Raw genomic sequence first — 22,878 nt, forward strand, 5'->3', positions numbered from 1 at the left:
ACTAAACCTACTCATATACAGTAGCTTGTACAGTATTGTTTTCTCATGGATGGAGGTGATGATCATGGCTGAATTTCTATCGATAGGCGCTGCCGCTTTTCTGCTGGGTGTGGCCGTTTCCACCCTTCTTCGCTGGGAAAAAGAATCACGATTTTTCTCAGATTTCCGTACGCCTGGTGGCCATCGTCGTAAAAATCAACGAGCCATCGCCTAGTGGATACGCCAACCAAAACACTCACCTTTGAAACCCGGCTTGATTTGATTCATGAGCAGGATGCGGCATTGTGTCAATATGCCGAGCTGTGGAATCAAGTGAAATTTCGTTGGTTTGCTAACTTACAAAAGCCTAAAGCCCAGCAATTGAATCGTACCCAGTTTATGCATGAAATGGGGATGCCGTTCAGCTATCGGGTATTTCAAGGCGTACGGCAAAGCATTAAAGGGCTAATCCAGTCTTACCAAACTAATCGAAACAACCGATTGGTGACGCTGGACGTTAAAATCAAACAGCTGGAGAAAACACTCAACAAACTAGAGAAGCGCTGTGATCATGTTGCAGAGAAAGGCTGCCCGCAACAGGCGAAACAACTTCGCAACAGGCTACGACAGAAGGAAGTGAAACTGCGTCGTTGGCAGCAAAAGCAGGCCGCCTTGGTGGCTGAAAAACAGGAAAATAAAACCCCCATTTGTTTCGGCGGTCGAAAGCTGCTGAAAGAGCGACAAACACTAAGAACCAATGAAGGGATCAGGGATTGGCAATGTCGCTGGCACGAAGCGCGACACCGTGAATTTCTCTTGGTGGGTTCGCATGATGAATCCTGGGGCTGTCAAAATGCCCAGCTATCGCCCAGTGAGCAAGAAGATGCTTACCAGCTAAAACTCTTGGTGCCCCATCAATTACGCGCTACGTTTGGCACGACCATTCACATTGATCGCCTGCAATTCAAGCATGGTAAGGCGACGATTGCCCAAGCCGTTTGGCAGAATCAGGTTAAAAAACACGATAAATCAATCAAAGGGCAATCCCTGAGTTTTCGATTTAAGCGAGACAAAAAAGGTTGGCGGTTACTCGTTAGCGTGGAAGTGGCAGGACCAACAGAGCAAGCAGAGTGGATCGATGCTGGTCAAGGAGTCATTGGTGTGGATGTCAACCCGGATCACTTAGCGGTCGTCGAGCTGGATAGAAACGGTAACCCACTGCAACACCGAACGTTTGACTTACCGTTACACTATAAGAATGATGCTCAACGGGCGGCCATTATTGGGGATGCCGTACGAGACCTGATGGACTTTGCCGCGCAGCAAGGTAAAGCGGTGGTGATCGAAAAGCTGGATTTTCAGCAGAAGAAACGGCAATACCAAAAGCAGGATCATCCTCAGTATGCCCGCATGTTGAATGCCTTTGCTTACGGCAAGATCAAGGACTTGATTGAAACGCAAAGCATAAAACGCGGCATACGCCTTTATCACGTCAATCCGGCTTATACCTCATTATTGGGGCGGATGAAATATCGCGATCGACACGGTTTTTCAGATCACCATGCGGCCGCGTTAGTGATTGGTCGTCGGCATTATGGCTTTAAAGAAAAGCCGCCAAAACAACTCATTGGTATTAACGCGAAGGGTACCGTTAAGACCGAGCATCCGCCTGTAAGGATGGCGCTCGGGGATTTTCAGTATTACACCAAACTTCAGCGTTGGTACGAACCACTCGAAAAATCATTAGATTTTCTGAGTGGCTGGCGTCACTTTCGTTGTGTGAATCGGGTTAGTTACTCCGTCGAGGCTCGCCTTGGTGGTAGACCGGGCATGAATCCCGACTTGATTCAGGAAAGCACTCCACTGCTTTCCGCGCACCCTGCGCTGTAGGGATAGGCTCGTTTAAACCATGAGTAGGTTTAAGCAGGTTTATGAAAACGGTGTCAGGTTTAGAATCGCAGGCGAGTACCCCAGATAGCTGGGTATAGTGACTTCCGTTAATTCATGAGCAATTGACTTCAGAACCGCAGCAGCAATTTCCTCAGGCGTTGAGGTGGGTACACCTTTTGCTGCCTCATCGCTTCCTAACGCCAGTTCGGTTGTGACCTTGCAGGGCATTATCGTGCTGAAGTTGATACCCGTATCCCGATACTCTTCCCGCAGTGTTTTCGTTAGCCCCACCACGGCAAACTTGGTCGCACAATAGACTGCCAGCCCGGGGATCGGTACCATGCCCGCCATGGACGAAACATTAACAATATGCCCGCTCCCTCGGCGAATCATCCTCGGCAGTGCAAGTTTGCAGCCCAGTATCACGCCGGTTAAGTTTATATCGATTTGCGTTTCCGATATGTCATCGGATTCATCCACAAAAGCACCAGAATGATTCCCCTTGAAACACTGCAACGACCTTTGGGTATGGCAGACCCGCATGCATCAAAAATCGCCATCGCGCAATGCGAAAATGAGCTCGCCAGCATAACCAATGAATTTGATTTCCTGTACAACTTGAAAGAAACAATACGGGACAAAATCAGTAAAGTGCCTTCGTTAGAAAGCGTCGCCGATAATTTTTTTGTCTCGAGCAGGACGTTGAAACGACGCCTGAAAGAAGAAGGCACCACCTATCAAAAGTTAGTCGATGATATCCGTCTGGAAGAATCCAAAAAATTGATGTGCAATCCGGACTTGAGCCTGCAGCACATTGCAGAAAGAGTCGGTTATCAGGATCCGGCGAATTTCACCCGCGCATTCAAGAAGTGGACTGGGGATCCGCCTTCCATCTATCGGGAAAATCTATTCAAGACCAGCAAAGCTTTGTCCAGATGAGATGGCGCAGGAAAGCCGAGTCGGAGAACCGCACGAGCACATCGACCTCAATGGTTCAACGCGGTACGATATGGGCTTCTTCAAAATACTCATTCAATACCCCTTTTTGATCCAGAATATTCATCCCTTCATCAAACCGGGCTTTCAACCATTCACCTCGCGTTGTATTTTTCGATATCAGCAAATACAACTCCACGACTCTTAACGGCTCAGGGTCATAACGCACGTTGTGCAATGCATTGCTGAAATGCTTTTTCATCATATCGATGCCAACGAGACGGTCGATGGGAAATAAATCAATTCTGCGGTTAACCAACAATTTCAAATTTAATTCGTCGGTCGGACTCGGATAGATAACAAAATAACCTTGAGACTCACCATCAAACAACTTTTGGCCATATTCATAACCAAGAGTGGTACCCACCAGTAACTTTCGGCTTCGATCAGCCTGCCAAATGCCTTGCTTTAATGCCGGATTATCTTGCAAATAAAACAGCACCGTTTGCTCTACCAAAATAGGGCGGGCACTAAACCAGAAATCACGCTCCCGATCCGGAGTACGTTCCCAACCAATCGTTGCATCAAACTGTCCCTTCAAGGCAGAGGCAAAACTGCGATTCCAGGGGAAAAAAGCATACTCAACCCCGAGTCCAGCAGCTTTGAAAGCCGCCGTAACCAGCTGGGATGAAACACCGTAGCCAATCAGGTCCTGAGATAAATAAGGTGGCCACTCCCCGCTGGCAATGCGAACGGTTTCTGTCGCGCCGGAGTACCCCGAAAAGAATAACGCCTGAAACGTGAGCACCAGCACCAAGCAGCAGCGCAACGTAAAACGGCGCTGTTCCTTAGTGAGGAAATCGAGCGCCATGTTTAGCGATCCATTCCAGTGAGGCCTTATTTTTACTCAAACGGCGACCACGTTTGAGCTGCCTATTGCGATAGTGCTCAATATGACAAACCTGCTCCATCATGCGCACTCGGAAGGCATCATCCTCACGCAAAAACTCAACGCCGAGTTCATAGTGATCATTCACACTTTTACACCACTGAACCACACCATTGACTCTGAACACAGGCTTGGTACCCAGGATCCTGATTTTAACCATGGCACCACGATGAAAATTTACCGGAGACTGGAAGGATAGTCCTCCAACACTCATATCCTGTAATTGCAGACAGAGCTGCTGATGAACACAAAACGGTTCCACTTCGATGGGAATACTGGAAGGATGGCGGATATAAGCACGATCATGTTGAGCATTCATCACCTACACCATTTATTTAGCGAGCGATTGCGATACCTACCCAAACTATGGCCTCTATTTTTGATTCTGTCACGTTGGATTAACAAATTTTTCATTTTGTCAGGCCCCTAAACTGGCGCTAATTAGGATTATGTATGTCAACCGGCGGCATATATTGCTGCAGGATACCGCGTAACGCACCATTTGCTTCCAACTCTTCCAACGCCATATTGATCGAATCCATGGTAGCCTCCGAAACAGAAAGTTTACTCCCGATTAAATAAAAAGTGGTGGAATGAACAGGCAAGGGATGCACTTCTATTTGCTTACTCAGTCCAAAACGTTGGGCCACACGAAATGCAACAACCGGATCCCCCAGAAATGCATCTATCCGATTGGCAATCAGTTTTCGGACATTCTGCTCATCGGATAGAACAGCTTCGTGGGTGATCGCCGTGTCTGTACGCGCCAAAAGCGCGTTCACTTCGTTGCCATAAAAGTAGCCAGTCGTACTCCCCAAAACCAGCGTACTCCGGGCAACGTCTTCGAGGCTTTTGAAGGGATAACATTTGCGCTCTCCCGCACGAATAATCAAATGCATTCCAGAAGAGCGATAGGCATTGGAATAACGCGCAAATTCTGCACGCTCAGCAGTATACTGGACTGACGAGGCAACATCGATTTTGCCACGCTTCAGTTCCAGCAAATGTCGCTTGAACGGTATTTCTATAAATACCAGATTGCATGTCATTACCATCCCGATTGCACGGGCTAATTCGATATCCAGTCCCGTTAGCTGCCCTTCACTATTCAGGTACATAAACGGCTCCCACGATTCCCAGCCAACAGTTAAGCGCTCTGGACAATCAGCCATCGCTCGAGCAGAAATCAGCACCATAAATACGCACAGCGTGCGAATGGTTTGGTGGAGTGGCATACGACATTCCCACGGGTTAAAACAGTTCTATCCACCTTATCACAAGCTGTTTTCGATAGAAACTCAGGTATCGAACCAAGCCATTGAATAATACCTAAATCCTGCAATCTATATGTCTGAATCGATTCGATACGACTATAGCGACATTTAGTGTCGATGGATCACCATTTTGCACACCATGCAACTGAAACAAGCGTAATTCACTTGATTGGACTGTTTAAATTATAATCATCTCTATCGTCAACCGGAGCAACAGGCCAAAGTCTGCCTGACTCCAAATCTGGAATTTGCTTAGTCGAAGAATTTAAGTATAGGTATTTTGGTCAATGAATAAACGACAGCTTTAACCAGTCAGCCCACGGAGTTGGGTGAAGATGGTTGCTCGGAACGTTGACCTTAAGCTGATTCCCACCACGCAAGAGTTGTCCAGCAGTACGTACCAGAAAAGTTCGGATAGTTTGAATTTCCCATCGTTTCAATTCGTCATTATCGCTCAGTAGTGCCATCCAGCGTACCGTGTTATACGCCAGCACAGCGCATTGGAAAATTAATGAGCTGGCCATGAAATCATGGCTCTTGATTTGCGCCAGCCCCATTTGGTTCTTAGCTTCATCCAACCAGGTTTCACAAGTTGCGCGCTTTCCGTATGTCGTGTGTGCTTGCCAAGGAGACAACCGCTCTGTGGTTACGTAGCAGAAGTAGTCGTAAACGGGCTCATTCAGCAAGGCTTGTTGAGGGCCTTTGGTGATGAGAGCAGTTTTACGCCGCACAGCAACAAAGCGACGTGACCGCTCCCATTGACCGCATTGATGGAAAAAGTCACACTGTTCCCAATCGGTATGACCCGGTACTCGTTGCCAAGCTTGCTTGTCCAACAAAGCGGCAAGGCCTTTGAGTTTCACTTTAATCAGGTAACCATGGCGAGCCTGATCCAGCCAGTCCATGAGCTCTCCAACAAAGAATCCTGAATCACCTCGGAATAGCAGCCGCATTTTGGGTGGCATCTGCGCAGAAAGTTGCTGCATGAAGCCTACAATGCCGTTGCTGGTGTAGGTGCTGCCACTGCGCAACCATGCTTGCAAAATTTCTTTGGTGTGGCTGCAAAAGGCAACCAGTGGATGATAAGAATTAGAGCCTTTTTTCGTTGGGTTGTAGCCTTTTTCAGCACCTTCCTGTTGACCGTAAACGGTTTTGACAGTCGAGTCCACATCAATCCAGCCTCGATAGAGGGTTCCGGGCAACCAAGTACCGGACTTCAATGCTCTATGCCAAATTCCCTGACGCAAGGTGTGATTAATCTGTTCGAGCTGGGTGACATGCTTGAGCTTTCCACGACGGAAAATACGACCCAATGTACTGTCATCTGGAATCGATAGCCACCCCCCCACTTCACGCAGCACCTGATCTGCCCACACAGAAACCACCTTCCTGAGCGAAGTGGCACCGGCGATGATGCCGATAATCGTTAGGTAGATTGAGTCGCCCAAGCTGTAACGAGCCGTGTTGCCGCGTTGCAAATCAAGATGCTTCTGGCAAGCCTCGGTAAAACCGATGTGATCGAGGAAATGCATGGCAGGGATAATGCCAGCTTGACTAGTCAGCTTTTTTCCGGTGTGTTGATAGCGAATTTTTGCGGCTGGTTTTTTGGCACTTTTATGGGTATTCTTGATCATGAAAAAGGTGACTCTGATGTGCTTGGTTGTTTGATGATAACCAATTGAATCAAATCGCCTTTTTCTTTTCAAGTACAATGTTGTTTGCAGAATTTAGGTAATATGAAGAATACGATAAAGCGAAAGAATGCGTACGCCTACTATGGCCGGCAACACCGCCAAAAACCAGACTAAAATGCCACTGTTTAGGAAAACGCTGCAAATAACTCGATCAGCAACTTTTTCTCCTCTGCGACGATACGCTCATTAAATTTATAGGGGTACTGGGAAGCACAGGCTGCTGCAATATCGATACAGTAGTTCAATATGGCTTCGCGACTGGCCTGCCGGTCGGCTTCATCTGTTTTCTCCGAGATTCGTATCGCACAGACATCCCGCAGGTCCTTAAGCATCTGAGGGTCTGGCCGTTCATGGATAAAACGGTCTATAAAACGATTCACCTCATCTTCGCTAATGACCTCCACGCTGTTACTGTCCCGGTTCAGACGGGCCAGATGTTCAATTGTGAAGTGATAGAGAATATTAATTTCGGGGGTTTTGTTTTTACCATCCGCCCAGATCATTTCGATCAGCGGAATCAGCTCCAGCAGATAAATATGATTTTCTTCCAGGTTATAGCTGGCCAGAATATTTTGTACATCGGACACTTAATCGCTCCTCAAATTATCCATTTTGTATGCCATTCTTGAGAGACCTCCCTGCTCTTCATCTGTAACTACTCACTATTTGTCCTGCACAAAAATTTGTACGTGGGTCTCAGTAAAAAAGTATAGACCCGACATCGCGGGTATCCAGTAGATCAGGGCCATTACTACCGAGGTATTATGGATTCCAGAGTAGAACCTCGGTTAAACTTTTTGGCGAACAATATCTCTTACTGCCGAATTCAGTGACGGAAACACATTATCAAACCATCAACCCCCAAATCCTCGACCCCACAGCTGCTTGCGCTATCACTTCTGTCCGTATTGATGATGGGATTTGTCCCGGTACTCATATTTGGTATTGATGCAAATGAAGCTACGATTGGTTTTGCCCGACTGGCGATTGGTTCGTTCGGCATTGCGCTGTTGATGATGGCCCGTCGAGAATTCCGGCAAATTAGCCGACGCGAGTTATTTTGGCTTGCGTCACTGGGTATCATGTTCGCAGTACATTGGTATTTGTACTTCTGGTCAATCAAACGCGCAGGCGCAGCGCTCGCCGCCATTGCAGTCTGTACCTTCGGAATTCACTTATTGCTGGTTAACCGCGTAGCCTACGGAGACACCATCAGGCGTATCGATCTCTGTGCCGTTGCCATCGCTATTGGTGGTGTCATTATCGCCACGCCATTTCATGCTGACTCGTTTGAGCAGGGTATTGGCTTTATCGTTGGCGTATTCAGTGGCTTCCTGTATGCGTGTTTGCCACCGATCAATCGACAAATCGCCCATTTGCCCACAAATTTTCGTGCTTTGGGACAATTTGGCTTTGGCTTCATCGGGTTTCTGTTCCTGTGGCCTTTAACTGAATGGCAAACGCTGCAACAACATGACTGGTATGGCTTGCTTGCACTGGGGGTGGTTTGCACGATCGGAGCGCACACCCTCTGGAACAAAGTCAGCACCGAATTACCGGGTAACCTGACAGCGGTAATCTCTTATCTGTACATCCCCTTGGCGATGCTGTTGAGTGCGCTGTTTTTAGACGAAGCCATTACCTGGCAGATGGTAGCCGGTGCCACGCTGATCATTACTGCAAATTTGCTGGTCGCACTGACACCAAAAGCGAAATCAGCGCTATCGGATCCTTGAAAACCGCGGATCCTTGAGAGCGGCGGAATCTTGAGTGCGAGGCATCCAGCACCGGAAAATGGAGCCTCAGGGTGTGTGCCTCAGGACACACTCTCAATTTCCGGTAACGTTTTAATGTGAACTTGATTTCGACCCTGGCGTTTCGATTGGTAGAGTTGTTGATCAGCCTGCTGCAGGGCTTTTTCGACCGATTCACCGGCTTTGGGAGCGCAGATGCACGCGCCAATACTAATCGTGACGACTGGTGATACTGTCGACTCCCGGTGTTCAATATTAAGGGACTCGACGCTCTTGCAACAGGTTTCCAGAATATGCTGCGCACCCGTTGACTCGGTATCAGGCAAGATGATGCAGAATTCTTCACCACCATAGCGGTACACCAGATCCCTGGGACGCTTCAACTGTGCTTCCAGAATATTGGCAATCCGTCTCAGCACATTGTCCCCTGAGGCATGTCCATATTCGTCGTTATACAGTTTAAAGAAATCAACATCAACCATCGCTATGGCAAGAGGCTCGCCGGTTCGAACGGAATTAGCCCATTCAATATCCAGCTTTTTCTCTAGCTGACGCCGGTTCGGAATAGATGTCAATGCATCGAGGTTTGCCAGCTCCTCAAGCATGCGTCGTTGCTTCGCAAGCTCCAGGTGCGTCCCGACCCGGGCTTGAACAATCTCGGCGTGAAAGGGTTTATGCACATAATCACAAGCCCCGAGTCGCAACCCCTTGGTTTCGTCATTGTGAGAGCCCAGCGCGGTGATAAACATCACCGCAATATGTTTGGTATCATCACTTTGTTTCAGTTTTTCCAATACTTGAAAACCATTCATATCCGGCATCAAAATGTCCATCAAGATGAGCGTCGGACGTTGCGCTGCGGCAAGCTCAAGCGCCTGGGTACCATTTTTGGCCAGAACAATTTTCCCCTTCTCTTTGAGAAGATCATTCAGTATCTTCCGGCTTGATTTTTCATCATCCACAATCAAAATGGTGGGAGTTTCAACTTGCATACCTGTTCCAGCCCGGATAGTTTAAAGAAGTCCAATTTATTTACTGCATTTCGGCGACGAGTTGTTTGAGTCGACCCAATGCCTCGCTGTATTCCACATCATCAATCAGGTCTGCAATCGATTCTGCGGCGTTTTGATGGGGGGATCCCTGGCAAATTTCATTCAATGCCGGCATCAAATCTTCTGCTTTTGCGTTAGAGTCTTCAACCAACGGAATAAGGCGATTGATGATGCCCAGTGCGGCCTGCTGGTCGAAACCACTACGGGCATCCGTATTTGCCTTTATCTTCACAGCAGGCTCAGCGTTACGCACCAGATTTTCGGTTAACTCTGCAGTAACCTCAAGCTTGGCTTGCACACCTTTGTTAGCGGTAATTGCGTTTTCCAGATCTTCTGCCGCTTTTGATATGACCTCCGCCCCTACGTATGCCGCATTTGATTTCAGTGAGTGCGCGAAACGATACAGGCTCTCTGTGTCCTTTTCATGCCAGAGCTTTTGCATCTTTTCCCGTATGGTACTGTAATCTTTCACGAAATCCTGAAGCAGATTGAGATAGAGTTCGGTCTTACCCTGCATTTTCTGTAAGGCAGAGTCGACACAAAGTTGAGGGTTATCACGCAGGCGGTCAATCAGAAATACATTTTCCTGAGTGGTATTGAGAGATTTAATTCGCTGCGATTTCCGTTGCTGCACCGATGAGCCATCAATCCATTGTGCCATTTTATGGTACAACTCATCGGGGTCGATCGGTTTGGTGATATGATCATTCATACCGGCCTGCAAGCTACGCTCTTTTTCTCCCGGCATGGCATGGGCCGTCATGGCAATAATGGGTAATGTTGCCCCCTGCTCCATTTCCCGAATTTTCTGGGTTGCCGTCAAGCCGTCCATTTCCGGCATCTGAATATCCATCAATACCAGCTCATAGTGATTTTCCGCTACCTTATCCACGGCCACTTTCCCGTTTTCTGCGATATCCAGCGCAACCCCGGTTTCATCCAGGAAACCAATCGCCACCTGGCGATTGATTGCATTGTCCTCAACCAGCAGTACTCTGGCCCCGGACATATCCAGCAAAGTGATGTTGTCACCTTGAGCCTGTTCATCTCGAGTCTGGATATCAGCCGATGACAGACAGCGGGAAATAATGTCCACAAGCGTCGCCTGACTGACCGGTTTCTCCATGAAACCATCAATACCGACACTCTCACTCAGCGCCCGGGCTTCATCCTTATCATAGGCAGAAACCATCAAAACAGCTGGTGTGTTCACCATACTGGAATCCTGCTTGATGATTTTGGCCGCTTCGATACCGTCCATAACCGGCATTTTCCAGTCCATAATAACCAGATCAAACGCCGCACCATGGTCGTAATGGGCTTTAACCAGTTTTATGGCTTCTTCCCCGCTTTTCGCCTGCACAATTCGGGCATTGTAATGATTCAACATCCCCGCCAGAACAACACGGGAGATTTCATTGTCATCCACAACAAGAATCTTCAGATTGTCGAGTGTGATACTGTCCTTGCCCACCGGCTGCTTGCCTGCAACCTGAACCTGAGTGGTAAAGGTAAAGACCGCCCCCTCACCCATTACACTGTCAACCCGGATCTTGCCACCCATCATTTCCGTAAGCTGCTTGCTTATCGCCAAGCCAAGCCCTGTACCACCATATTTTCGCGTGGTTGAAACATCCGCCTGGGTAAACGTCTGGAACAAACGTTGACGCTGTTCCTCGCTCATCCCGATACCCGTATCCGAAACCCGGAACTCGATAGTCAATTGATCATCAAAGCGCCCGGACTCCTTCGCCTGAACGGCAACATGGCCGACCTCGGTAAACTTGACCGCATTATTAATCAGGTTGACCAGAATTTGTTGTAATCGCAACGGATCACCAATCAATTGCTTCGGTAGTCCGGGGCTCATGTCCACGACCAATTCCAGCGCCTTGGCGTGTGCACGCAATGAGCAGACGTTTACCACACGCTCGATCAACTTATCCAGATTGAAGGAGATCGACTCAAGCTTCATTTTGCCCGCTTCAATCTTGGAAAAGTCCAGAATGTCGTTAATGATATCCAGCAATACTTCAGCCGATTCCAGAATCTTGCTCTGATAATCCAGTTGAACCGTCGACAAGTCTGTTTTCAAGGCTAATTTGCTTAGCCCGATAATGGCGTTCATCGGCGTTCGAATTTCGTGGCTCATATTCGCCAGAAATTCTGATTTGGCGTCATTCGCTACTTTTAGTGCAAAATTCTTTTCCTCAATTTCCCGAGTCCGATCCCGAACCTCGGACTCAAGCATGGCATAGTGATCGGCATTTTTAAGGGAAATGGCAGCATGGGTGGAAAGCAGGGACAGCATTTCCACACGCTGTTGCGTGAACGCCCCTGGCATCATATTGTTTTCAAGATACAACACGCCGATTAATTTGGATTGATGGTGGATAGGTAAACAGATGATGGACTTACATTCCGTCGAGCTAATGTAAGGATCTGTTTTAAAGTCTGAATGTTGACAAGCATTATCCAGTAAAACCAATTTGCCAGCACGGGCTACTGTGTTGAACACCGTGTGAGAAAATTCACCATCATGAGGGAGTGGGTTCTCCGGTTCAGGCGGGGCATGCTCAATACGATTCTGCACCACTTCGGCTTTCGCAACCGGTTGTAGCTTTTCCTCCTGGCGGAAGAACAATATCCCTTTTTGCGCCCCCGCATTTTCCATGGTGATTTCCAGGAGCGTTTTCACCAGTTTTTCGAAAACAATTTCCTGAGTGATAGCGTAGGAAGATTTTAGTATCGAATCCAGATCCAGATCATGCAGGGTCGTTGTCGACATCGAGCTGGAATTTCCGGTACTGAGATGCTGGTGCGTTGTCACGGAAACCGAGGGGCTTTCCTTGGTTTCCAGCATTGGCAATATTTCCCGGAATTGAAATTCAAGATAGTCGACTTTACCTTGAGCTTCCCATTTCTGGGCATAGTAACGGGCCTGCTTGACATGATAGGCCGCAAACTCTTTTTGGCCACGCGCCAGATAATGACGCGCTGCTTTCTCCCAAATCAGGGCACAATCCTGAACAAAGCCTTGCTCACGGGACCACTCAATCGCTTTATGATAATGATCCGATGCCGCTCCGGCCTCACCTTTCATCCGGCATTTTTCCGCACAGATTAAATGATAGCGGTGCTGATGGTTCTGAGGTGCATGGTGCGCCCACTTCTGAATTTTCTTGAGACTGCTGTTTGCTTTGGACAACGACTTACGGCGGGCCAGTCCGAGTTGATTTTCTGCAACATCGAGCCAAACTAATGCATCATAGAAGTGGAACAGGGTCACAGCGAACATCCCCACCCCGCCTTTCAACACCGTCCGCCCCGCCAAAGCATGCTCCGATGCCCCTTGTACATTGCCAAAATGTACACACAACATCAGTTTCGCACAGTGATACAGGAACAGAGAACTGACATCGCTGTTATTTTTATGTTCTGGGAATTTGCTGATTTCAGAATACGCCTCGCCCTCAAGGCGGGTTGGATGTTCCTGCGGAGTCAGGAAATTCAATGCTGTTTGATGCCATATCCCGTGCCAGTTAAGGGATGCAACAATCTTGAAGTTGTCCAGATCATGTTGAGCCGCGGCCATATCCTGAGTCAACTGCATGAGCGGCGCGCCACAATGAAATTGAGCCTGAAGACGGTTATTCAGCGCGTAGGAGGCGTATTCAAAATCGCCGATTTCAAGGGATTGCTGGTATGCCGTATTTAACTCTGGAATCGAATCCCGCAAGGGGTCTCGATAATTTTTGATTATCCAGCCCCAATAGAATTGCGACTGATGGATCGGCAAGTTGTGCTGCTTGGCCAGATCAATACCAAATTGCCCGAATTCATAGCCACGTTCAATATTACCCAATACCGCACACTCGGTAATGCCCCACCATGAAAAACTGAAGCCCGCAAACGGAGAATAACCATGGGCAACGGAATTGCGGGTGAGTTGGAAGATCACCAGGAAAACCAGATTAGGTGACGCCCAATAAGCAGGAGGAATAGTTAACCCGAGGATATTCATGGACAGCGCCACACGCTCATCCGTCATTTCTGGCAGGCCTCTCAATGACTCCGTTGAGCGACCACGCAGCATCAATTTGGTCTTCATCAATTTTGCCATCACATCCAGGTCGCTGGGCTGTTCCGGGAGCGAAAACCCCAAAAGGCGCAATGCTTCAAGGGAAATTTTGACGGCTTCAGGCAAACGGGTTTGCGCGGTATAGGCTTGCAGGCGGATCGCATAGGCCTGAATTTTACGGGGCAGATCCTGCAAATTGGCTAACAGTTCATCAAGCCAACCTTCCATCAAATCGTATTCTTTACTCAAATATGCAACTTCCGCCGCCAGCAATAAGAGCTCTGATGCAACTTCACTTTCCAGTTGCCAGTATTGGTTCGGTAAGGCTGCGATTGCCGACTGGAAATAATGCAATGCGGGCTGATATGCCGTAGCCTCCTTGGCACGCTTCCCTGCAAGCAAGTTGACTTGCAATACATTTTCACGGTGCTGCTCATCAGAGTAGGCGGACTCGACGAGGTTATAGTGCTTGGCAATATCAAAAACCCGACGATGCAGTTGCTCGCCAGCGAACTTTTCCATCAGAATCCGTGCAATATTCAGATGAATTTCACTGATATTTTGCCCCTCAAGCAAACTATAGGCGGCCTGTTGAATACGGTCGTGAATAAATTGGTAACTGACCAGGTCACAAGACGCGTCCACCTGAGCTAACCGGTAGCGATTACTCAGAGGCTTGATAACCCCTTCGATAATGGCAGGCTCAAGATATTGCGCGACCTGCTGGGTGCCGATATTCATGATGACGGCCAGCGTGGTCAAATCGAACTGGTTACCAATACAGGCTGCATATTCCAGAGCGCGGCGGGTATCCGGGTCGAATTTACGCAGCTTGTAGGCCATCAATTCAACCACGTTATCGGTAATGCTGAGGGTTTTAATTTTATCCAGATCCGCTAACCAACAGCGGGACTCGGGTGAAAAATGGACCAGCTCTTCCTTAAACAGGTTGGTGAGAAACTGAATCACAAAGAATGCATTGCCCTGGGTTTTCTCGAAGATCAGCTGCACCAAAGGAGCAACCAGCTCCGATTCGCCTAACGTATCTTCCACCAGAGCTGAGACATCCTCAAGGGCGAGGTTTTCCACCCGAACCTCATTCAACGAGCCCGAACGTTTCTGCAACTCTTCAAGCGTTAGATGGAACGGATGGCTTGAACCGACCTCATTATCACGATACGCCCCGATGACCAGCAAATAGCGAGATTCAATATCACTCATGATATAACGCAACAAATTCATTGAGGCGGAATCCGCCCACTGCCAGTCATCTATAAAAATAACCAACGGGTGATCTTCAGTCGCGATTGATTTAACAAAGGCATTCAACGCTAAATTAAACCGGTTCAGGGCCTGCTCCCCGGCCAGCTCCGCCGGTTCCGGCTGGGTTCCAATAATCAACTCCAACTCGGGAACCAAATTGGTGACCACGCCTGCCATCGCCCCGCCCACACCATTGAGAATCTTCGCCTTCCAGTCAGCCAGTGCTTCTTCCTGCTCTTTCAGCACATAGCGAACAAATTCCCGAATGGTTGAAGTCCAGGCAAAATAGGGATTATCCCGTTCGTATTGATCAAATTTTCCGGAGATGAACAGTCCGTGCTTTTCGGTCAAAGGACGATGCACCTCATGGACCAAGGCACTCTTACCCGTTCCGGAATAGCCCGCAATCATAATGAGTTCTTTTTCACCCCGACTGACACGATCAAATGCATCTACGATGGCGCGAACCTCATTTTCCCGACCATACAATTGCTCCGGAATGATAAAGTCTTCCGAGAAATCCTGCTCACCCAGCGCAAAAGGCATAATCTGCCCCGTTGCCGCCAATTGCTCATGACAATGCTGCAAGTCATAGCAAAGACCTGCTGCAGACTGGTATCGGGCGTCCGGCATTTTTGCCATGAGACGGGTTATGATTTGGGAAACAGGGAGCGGGATATTGGGATTAACGTAGTGAGGTTCCAGTGGCGTGAGGGCGATATGGGCATGAACCAGCTCGATACCATCAATGCCCTGAAACGGTAACGTGCCGGTAAACAATTGATAAAGTGTAACCCCGAGAGAATACAAATCCGCCCGGTAGTCCACCGTCCGGTTTAGCCTTCCCGTTTGCTCCGGGGCGATATAGGCAAGCGTCCCGTCAATCTGATTTTGATGCAAAAAGGAGTGATGCTCACGCGCAATTCGGGATGCGATACCAAAGTCAATCACGTTCAAGCGGTTATCTTCCGGCTGCCAAACCAGATTACTCGGGTTAATATCCTTGTGAACGATGCGGGCCTTATGAATGCATTCCAGGGCTTTACTGGCCTGAATTGCAATACTCAAATGGGTCGCCAGATCAAAGGATTCATCCGCAATCCAGGCGGCAAGGTCTTTTGCGCCAATATCCTCCTTCACCAGTACCAGCGTATTCTGGTAGGGCTCCAGGCTTAGCACCTTGACCACTGCATTACACGCCGTCAGCTGTCGTGTGATTTCGTATTCATTACGGTAGCGCGCCAGATCCTCTTGTCCAGGGAAATCATGATTCAATACCTTGAGAATGACCGATCTGCCATTAATCTGATCCGTAGCCCGATAGACTCGAGCATGTTTACTTTCGAAGAGTTGTTCGGAAATGTCGTAGTTCAGAATAGTCGGCATGATCGTCACGGCCTTACAGAAGTTTAACCATCAATGTTATTTGGCAGCTCACGGCTGCCGATCCAATTTGCGAGTTGTGCTAGGCATTCACAAAAAGCCGTTCAACTTCGGCAACCAACAACCTGTTTTCATCATCGTTACGTAAAGATGGAAACATCGAGAAGCAAAGCTGATCATTGAAAGACAAGTTAATTACCACAATGGCGCGATTGATTAGCGCGGCCCCGCCAGCGTCCTTGGGATCAACATTGACGGCACTGAGATGGGCAATGGATTCGCAACCATGAATCAGATTTTTATCGGCCAGAAACCGGTAGTTGTTCCAGTTGGTGATGACGTAGGATAACTCCTCATCTGCTGTACCCATGATGTTTTCATTGGCCGCGGCTTCCACCAGTTCGAAACAGGTTAAATTGATTTGTTTCGCCTTGAATTCAACGATGCGTTCGTGAACGGCCTTGGCGATATCCTCGATGTCTGGTTCCCCACGGGTGGTCAAGGGCACAAAAGCAATGTAGTTACCAATGTAATCCTTGCGCATTTCCGGACTGAGTAAATCCGACACTGTTTTGCCACTGATAATATGTTCACCCTGCTTGTTTTTATGGGTCACATTCAGGTTATACAGGGCCTTGTGGAGCACCGCCGTGATCACCGCATTTTTGGTAACATCGGGATACTTTTCACGACATTTTTCGATCATGGGTCGAGCATCGACAACACAACTGACCGGATGGCGCGTGCGCTCGGCGAAACGTGGCAGCAATTCCGGCAAGGTATCAATACGAACCCCGTAATCACCAATATCCGCAACCGCATACGACTCCAGGTCTTGCGCATTGGCGTCCAGATCATAATCTTCACTGCGGAGCAGAGAGCACATTTCGGTTGCATCGAGAGTATGCAAACGATGCGCAGCCTCAAGCACTTCAGCTTCTGCAGCCGTGTTCCCTTCTTTCCTGGCGTTGTACAAATCCACGATCAAATGAAACAGGGTTTCTGCACTGCGCGCATCCAGAAACTCATGGGAACACATCTGAGCGATGGCGAATTGATCCGGCGCGCCCGGATCGCTTGAGCGCAAAACAACCAGATTCATGGGAAAGTTGTTGCTCCCGGATCGCACGTCGAAGCCCCGTGCGGAGAGCTTTTTCAACTCATCCTCAATATGGGGTGTATCAATAACGTGAAAACACTGCCCGTAATCCTCAAATGGATGCCATGAGAAATCATTCTGAGCTTTAAATTGTATCTGGTGGTTGAGCTTTGCAATGGTTTCGGAAATAGTACTAAAGCAACTTTGCAGCAGATCAGTATCGATTTGACCTTTAAAAACGTAAGCAGCCGTAAACAATATTTCTGCCCGACTCATCAATCCTTCGAGATTGAGTTTGCCGATGGAATGAGTAGGAACCATATCCTCTGAGCCTCATGACTGTGGAACTGAAAGGTAGTATTTGGCATATCCGCCTTCTATCGACCAAGAAGCCGTACGAAAAACCATAAATTAGAAACGTATCAGGCGGGTGTTTTTATTATCAGTATTGGTTCGGCACCGTTAAACATAGAAAGATTGTCCCAATCTGGTGCATGCCGAACAACTTTCCCTTGCTCTAAAGTTATAGCTGAGTTTGTCGATTACGCAATGTATTCAACAGCCTATCGAACACAAATAAAGCGAACTTTAACGAATTGAGAAACGTTAACAAGCAAAGAAGACGCAACAAACGGCAGGTAAAACAGGAGGCCAGACAAGGTTGACCTCCACGACGATATTACCGGTCCAGTAAAACCTCTAAACTGGTTTCCTCACATATCTTCTGGGCTTCTTCCATGGATACCTTGAAGCAGAATTGCAATGCATTCGGGTCAGGATAATAGAGCGACCCCTGATGGAGGGTAAGCTGGCACACTGTTTTCAATTGTGCATCCTGCTGCCAGTACTCGATACACTCAGTCATGGTCTCCTGTGGATCCAGGCTCGGATCCGCTGCCATCCTGACTTGCCACCGGGCTGCAGCCAGATCATCTTTCATCAGGTTTACTGCAGAACGCATATGGCCAGGGGCAATCTGGCCCGAACCGACATAGCCCGTTTCAGGGTGTTTATCATCAATCTGCGCCTGCGCATAGAAACGATAAGGGTGATTGGTGGCCAGCACCGCAGTTTTACGGTTGGGCACTATTTTCGCTAAAGCAGTTTTGTTAATGCCCAACTTCTGCCCCGTCCCTTCCAGAAACAGGTGCTCAAACTCGGATCGGGGATGTGCGCCATAAATCACGACCGGTACAGTGAAATCCAAGTTACCGGGTGCCGGGTTCAACATCAGACGGGTCAACTCGATCTGATACTCCGAAAAGTATTCAATCGGAATCAATCCGTATTTGTACTTGGTTTTGTCGACCTTCTTAGAACCCTGATCATCCGGTGCGGCAATCGGTGTGGCATCGACAACCGTTTCGTAACGCCAACTGCTCTGCTCGCTTTCAACTCCGTTTATCTGCAACAGCTCTTCCCAACGTACGGGTACCGGATCATTGAGATAATCGCGCATCGGGTCCAGCAACCGGATAGGCGGGTAGTGAAAGAACTGAACTGACTTCTGGCGCGCCATAGCTTGCCCAAGCGGCAGAAAAAAGCGCCATTGTCCGGTATTCTCCGGGTCCCACTTATCGACTTTGTGGAGCTGTGGAATCACATTATTCAGTGCATTCTGGCCGATCTGGAGTAATGCCGGTAGCCGTTCGCTATAAAGTGCAATAACCTGGGTGATATCCGCATCAGCATCGTTGCCAATCAACTCAAGCGCAACCTGATCATTTTCAAGGGTGACCGTTGCTTGCACGTGTTCACTGACACCGTCACGATCCAAAGTCTGTTTAAACCAGTGCAGCACTGTATCAGACAGCGACTCTGTCGAGCCCGGAATATTGGGATAAGAATACAGTTCGGAAATGGCCTGTACATCGCCAAGTATTATTTTACTGTTCATCGAGATCAATCTCCGTTTCAATCAGGTTATCTGGCCATCAATTTTTTCGATTTCATTCAGGTCTTGCCACAGGGCCGGTTCATGGAAGCAGATCGCACCACCTCCGCGTTTTTCCTGGGAAGTCATGCGGTTAATATCCGCGACACAAATCCAACTCTGCGCCGTGCCCGGTTCAGTATCCAGTGTATGCACCCCGTGCTCGGCGTCGGATTCCGAAATCGACCACTTGGCGTGATCGTGGGTATACGACCAGCTAATGCCTGTTAAAGGTTGACCCTGTGCGTCGGTGAGGACAGACAGGTCAACGGTGGTAATCTCATCTTCTAGATGCTTCTGGTCACCATCTTCAAACTCATGATGATATTCATGGTTGTTATGGTCGGTCTCAAAATCCTTGTCGCCAAATTCGGCCTGTCCATTTACGGTATCTACCGGCAACCCTGCTGTGGCGGTCAAGCGACGCCAGGTCTCTACTCGCAAGTCTGTTTGCAGCGTCGGCCCAACAAGATTAATCCAGAAATCATCCATCCAGGCACCGCTCTTGGCGATCAGGCGAAAATCTTTCCCTGCGGACGATTGAAAACTCATATCTGTAGGGGGCCGCTTGCCATGTTCTTTAACATAAGCCTGGGAATAAGCGGGTGGTTCATGCCCCTGGGCCAGCGTCCAAAGATCCGACCACTGGGAATCCTGGGTCACGCGCTCTGGTAACTTGCACCCAAACACCTGGGGTTCGTGCTGTCGCGCCAGCACGGCGGCAATTTGATTTGCCGTGGCCACATCTTTCAGGGTAATGCAGATAAACGTTTGCGCATATTTATAAGCATAATCCGGATAGAAAAAACGGGTTGCCGGGTCTTCATGCAAATCCGGAATCCGGGGCGTAGAATGCGCCAGCCAAACCGCCGTGTCCGACTCCAGATCAAACATCAACGTGCCTTTACAGTGCCCGTTATGAGCACAATCAACCGGATGTCCGCGGTCTTTCTCTCGCGCTTTTTCGCTGTAATATTTGGGAGGAACCTTAGGTGCCCAATCGCCATGGTCCAGGGAATAGGGATACTCATCATTGTAATGAATCCACCCGATACTGTCGGATGACCCGGAGGCGGAATCAAAAAGCTGGTTCATGGTATGAAACAACGCCCCCTGCGCCGCCGTACCCAATCGATGGGGTGACAACGTCAGCTTCTTGCACTCAACGCCGTCATAATAAAGATACTCATTACCTGTCGTCTTAGCTTGACGGCCAACACCTTCCGGCAGTTTATACATAAACCACCAGTCCACATCCGCGCCATCAACATCATTCTTCGCCGCTAACACACGTCCTCCTTAATCCCTGTTATTTTCTATGCTGTTTATTCAGTGAAGTTGAGGTTTGTGGAATTTGCCAGAGGGATGTGTGTTTGGGATGGGGTTTATTTGGGAATGAGAGTAATATGAGTCCCCTATTAAATTTTTCGATACCGGTTGATTGCTGGCTTGGTAGTTTTTCGAGTTTGCTTTTTATAGAACTGAAGTCTGTGATCTGCCACTAATGCCGCCTTACCATGCTTGAATTGCAGGCGATCAATGTTAATAGTCGTGCCGAACGTGGCGCGTAATTGATGGGGCACCAAGAGTTTTAGCTGGTAAGCATCTTCCTGTTTACTGGGCGATAGCTGGGCATTTTGCCAGCCCCAGGATTCATCATGAGAACCCACCAATAGAAATTCACGGTGTCGCGCTTCGTGCCAGCGTTGTTTCCAGCCTTCAATGGCCGAACCCGTTGCTAACGCTTGACGCTCTTTCAGTAGCTTTCGACCACCAAAACAAATCGGTGTTTTGTTTTCCTGTTTTTCAGCCACCAAGGCGGCCTGCTTTTGCTGCCAACGACGCAGTTTCACTTCTTTCTGTCGTAGCCTGTCACGAAGTTGTTTTGCCTGTTGCGGGCAGCCTTTCTCTGCAACATGATCACAGCGCTTCTCTAGCTTGTTGAGCGTTTTCTCCAGCTGTTTGATTTTAACGTCCAGCGTCACCAGCCGGTTGTTTCGATTGGTTTGGTAAGACTGGATTAAACCTTTAATGCTTTGCCGGACGCCTTGAAACACCCGATAGCTGAACGGCATCCCCATTTCATGCATAAACTGGGTACGATTCAATTGCTGGGCTTTAGGCTTTTGTAAGTTAGCAAACCAACGAAACTTCACTTGATTCCACAGCTCGGCATAGTGGCACAATGCCGCATCCTGCTCATAAATCAAATCAAGCCGGGTTTCAAAGGTGAGTGTTTTCGTTGGCGTATCCACTAGGCGATGGCTCGTTGATTTTTACGACGATGGGTGGAAACGGCCACACCCAGCAGAAAAGCGGCAGCGCCTATCGATAGAAGTTCAGCCATAATCATCACCTTCATCCATGAGAAAAAACACTGTACAAGCCACTGTATACAAGTAGATTTAGTCAAGTATTTCGTTAACTGTTAAAACCCTGGTTTGATCACTTGATGGGAACCCGTGAATACGTCCCGGATGCGGTTTACAAACCAGCCTGCCCGATCGTTAGTACTGGCAAACTTCAGGGGGAACCGAGCCTACCATATCCCGCCTGACGGCAGCGCTCGCGGCAAAGGAAGAACCTCTCAACACCTTCCAGTAGGTTTTGGGCAACTGTTGCCGTGCTGAACCGGGCTGATACCCGGTCAGCTCCGCCACCTGAATATCCGGACAATGATCATCATTTATGTCATACCCCACCGGTTCCCCCAGCGCATTATCCACCCGGCGTAACCAATAGGCTGCATTCGCATAGTCATCGACGAAAACATTGTCCGCAACAAAATGGCGCAACTCCTGCTCAGTCGCGCCAACGGTAGTGACCCCGCGAGCAAACGAATAGGTGTTCACCATACGTGATCCGCCATTTCCTGCGATGGTATAGACGGGTACCCCGTAGTCCACGATATCCTCCAACACGGATATAATTTGGAACGTCAATTTCCAGACCGGATCGGTGCGTCCCCAGGTTGACAGCGTTGCAACATATTGGTCGACCTGCTCCGGATTCAAGGAATCAGAAAAAGCGCTGATCAACGTCGAAGACTCCCAGGGCAAGAGCACCGCTTCGATAGGCTCCTGCCAAAACACATACTTTCGAATTTCCACCAGATTACGCAGAATTTCTGCAATGGGCAGTTGACCTTGTTGAATCGGAAAGCGTCGGATTTCAATGTCGGGATGGGATACCAAGCGACTCACAATATCGCCGTGGTACAGCGGCTCTCGCTGCTGGTCTGCATCAATATCAATAAAACTGTGCAACACCGTGTGATGCTGGCGTTCGGTATCAGACTTGAAGTACTGATCGCCGGGATAGAATTGATCCACCAACGCGATCTGATGAGTCCGGGAAGCGCTTGAAACAGCGCTGACCAAAAACAGCAAGCCACCCAGAATAAGGCAATGCAAGCGGGACATGGTCAAAATCGACAATACCATCAGCCACTCTCCTCAAAAGATAAGTCGCCGGGTGCCGAAACCACCTCAGCAACGATGTCATTCGGGAAAACCTGATTTTAGTATAGGTCAAATAGTGATCAATTTTAAAGATGGCGGGACTCATGCCAGACATTTAGCTTGTCTGCAG

Annotated in this window: 17 protein-coding genes; 4 read left to right on the top strand and 13 right to left on the bottom strand. The window is 48.6% G+C overall.

Annotation, left to right across the window (positions count from 1 at the left end; translation table 11 throughout):
- Positions 1 to 64 precede the first annotated feature (64 nt).
- Together OLMES_RS28135 and OLMES_RS24435 are read left to right on the top strand one after the other, a co-directional pair.
- Positions 65 to 214, top strand: coding sequence for a MerR family transcriptional regulator (locus OLMES_RS28135; RefSeq protein ID WP_157678555.1), 150 nt, complete (start codon positions 65 to 67; stop codon positions 212 to 214).
- Positions 214 to 1,869 (top strand): IS200/IS605 family accessory protein TnpB-related protein, encoded by a 1,656-nt coding sequence (locus tag OLMES_RS24435; protein ID WP_087463655.1) that lies wholly within the window; start codon positions 214 to 216, stop codon positions 1,867 to 1,869. The genes OLMES_RS28135 and OLMES_RS24435 overlap by 1 nt, the downstream gene beginning before the upstream one ends.
- A 39-nt stretch (positions 1,870 to 1,908) precedes the next feature.
- Here the strand turns inward: OLMES_RS24435 and OLMES_RS24440 are convergent, their stop codons facing one another.
- Positions 1,909 to 2,349, bottom strand: coding sequence for an SDR family NAD(P)-dependent oxidoreductase (locus OLMES_RS24440; protein ID WP_232465199.1), 441 nt, complete (start codon positions 2,347 to 2,349; stop codon positions 1,909 to 1,911).
- Positions 2,350 to 2,361: 12 nt separating this feature from the next.
- Between OLMES_RS24440 and OLMES_RS24445 the strand changes: the two genes are divergently transcribed.
- The gene (locus tag OLMES_RS24445) at positions 2,362 to 2,808 is read left to right on the top strand and encodes a helix-turn-helix domain-containing protein (RefSeq protein ID WP_087463656.1); all 447 of its coding nucleotides are present in this window, start codon (positions 2,362 to 2,364) and stop codon (positions 2,806 to 2,808) included.
- A gap of 55 nt (positions 2,809 to 2,863) precedes the next feature.
- On the opposite strand, the gene OLMES_RS24450 is transcribed toward OLMES_RS24445, so the two are convergent.
- The 5 genes from OLMES_RS24450 to OLMES_RS24470 form a co-directional block, all read right to left on the bottom strand.
- The gene (locus OLMES_RS24450; protein ID WP_087463657.1) at positions 2,864 to 3,676 is read right to left on the bottom strand and encodes a substrate-binding periplasmic protein; all 813 of its coding nucleotides are present in this window, start codon (positions 3,674 to 3,676) and stop codon (positions 2,864 to 2,866) included.
- Entirely contained in the window at positions 3,654 to 4,073 is a 420-nt protein-coding gene (locus OLMES_RS24455) for a PilZ domain-containing protein (protein WP_087463658.1), read from the bottom strand. The genes OLMES_RS24450 and OLMES_RS24455 overlap by 23 nt, the downstream gene beginning before the upstream one ends.
- A gap of 118 nt (positions 4,074 to 4,191) precedes the next feature.
- Entirely contained in the window at positions 4,192 to 4,989 is a 798-nt protein-coding gene (locus tag OLMES_RS24460) for a substrate-binding periplasmic protein (RefSeq protein WP_087463659.1), read from the bottom strand.
- A 323-nt stretch (positions 4,990 to 5,312) separates the two neighbouring features.
- A complete protein-coding gene (locus OLMES_RS24465) occupies positions 5,313 to 6,662 on the bottom strand; it encodes an IS1380 family transposase (protein ID WP_087459351.1) in 1,350 nt (449 codons plus the stop codon).
- Between the two features lie 185 nt (positions 6,663 to 6,847).
- Complete coding sequence (locus OLMES_RS24470; protein ID WP_087463660.1) at positions 6,848 to 7,309, bottom strand: hypothetical protein; 462 nt, start codon at positions 7,307 to 7,309, stop codon at positions 6,848 to 6,850.
- 312 nt (positions 7,310 to 7,621) lie between these two features.
- Between OLMES_RS24470 and OLMES_RS24475 the strand changes: the two genes are divergently transcribed.
- On the top strand, positions 7,622 to 8,458 hold the full coding sequence (locus OLMES_RS24475) for a DMT family transporter (RefSeq protein ID WP_269767771.1): 837 nt from the start codon (positions 7,622 to 7,624) through the stop codon (positions 8,456 to 8,458).
- An 80-nt stretch (positions 8,459 to 8,538) separates the two neighbouring features.
- On the opposite strand, the gene OLMES_RS24480 is transcribed toward OLMES_RS24475, so the two are convergent.
- The 7 genes from OLMES_RS24480 to OLMES_RS24510 all read right to left on the bottom strand — a co-directional run bounded on the left by OLMES_RS24480 (position 8,539) and on the right by OLMES_RS24510 (position 22,730).
- Complete coding sequence (locus OLMES_RS24480) at positions 8,539 to 9,468, bottom strand: GGDEF domain-containing protein (protein ID WP_087463662.1); 930 nt, start codon at positions 9,466 to 9,468, stop codon at positions 8,539 to 8,541.
- Positions 9,469 to 9,508: 40 nt separating this feature from the next.
- Positions 9,509 to 16,258: a response regulator gene (locus OLMES_RS24485; RefSeq protein WP_087463663.1), complete on the bottom strand. Its 6,750-nt coding sequence runs from the start codon at positions 16,256 to 16,258 to the stop codon at positions 9,509 to 9,511.
- Between the two features lie 79 nt (positions 16,259 to 16,337).
- The gene (locus tag OLMES_RS24490) at positions 16,338 to 17,675 is read right to left on the bottom strand and encodes a hypothetical protein (RefSeq protein ID WP_087463664.1); all 1,338 of its coding nucleotides are present in this window, start codon (positions 17,673 to 17,675) and stop codon (positions 16,338 to 16,340) included.
- A 358-nt stretch (positions 17,676 to 18,033) separates the two neighbouring features.
- Positions 18,034 to 19,251, bottom strand: coding sequence for a hypothetical protein (locus OLMES_RS24495; RefSeq protein ID WP_087463665.1), 1,218 nt, complete (start codon positions 19,249 to 19,251; stop codon positions 18,034 to 18,036).
- Positions 19,252 to 19,272: 21 nt separating this feature from the next.
- On the bottom strand, positions 19,273 to 20,577 hold the full coding sequence (locus tag OLMES_RS24500) for a deoxyribonuclease II family protein (protein WP_087463666.1): 1,305 nt from the start codon (positions 20,575 to 20,577) through the stop codon (positions 19,273 to 19,275).
- Between the two features lie 128 nt (positions 20,578 to 20,705).
- Positions 20,706 to 21,542: a hypothetical protein gene (locus OLMES_RS24505; protein ID WP_087463667.1), complete on the bottom strand. Its 837-nt coding sequence runs from the start codon at positions 21,540 to 21,542 to the stop codon at positions 20,706 to 20,708.
- 252 nt (positions 21,543 to 21,794) lie between these two features.
- Entirely contained in the window at positions 21,795 to 22,730 is a 936-nt protein-coding gene (locus OLMES_RS24510) for a hypothetical protein (protein ID WP_232465200.1), read from the bottom strand.
- Between the last annotated feature and the right edge of the window lie 148 nt (positions 22,731 to 22,878).

Origin of the sequence: Oleiphilus messinensis (genome assembly GCF_002162375.1) — a bacterium.
Taxonomy (GTDB): domain Bacteria; phylum Pseudomonadota; class Gammaproteobacteria; order Pseudomonadales; family Oleiphilaceae; genus Oleiphilus; species Oleiphilus messinensis.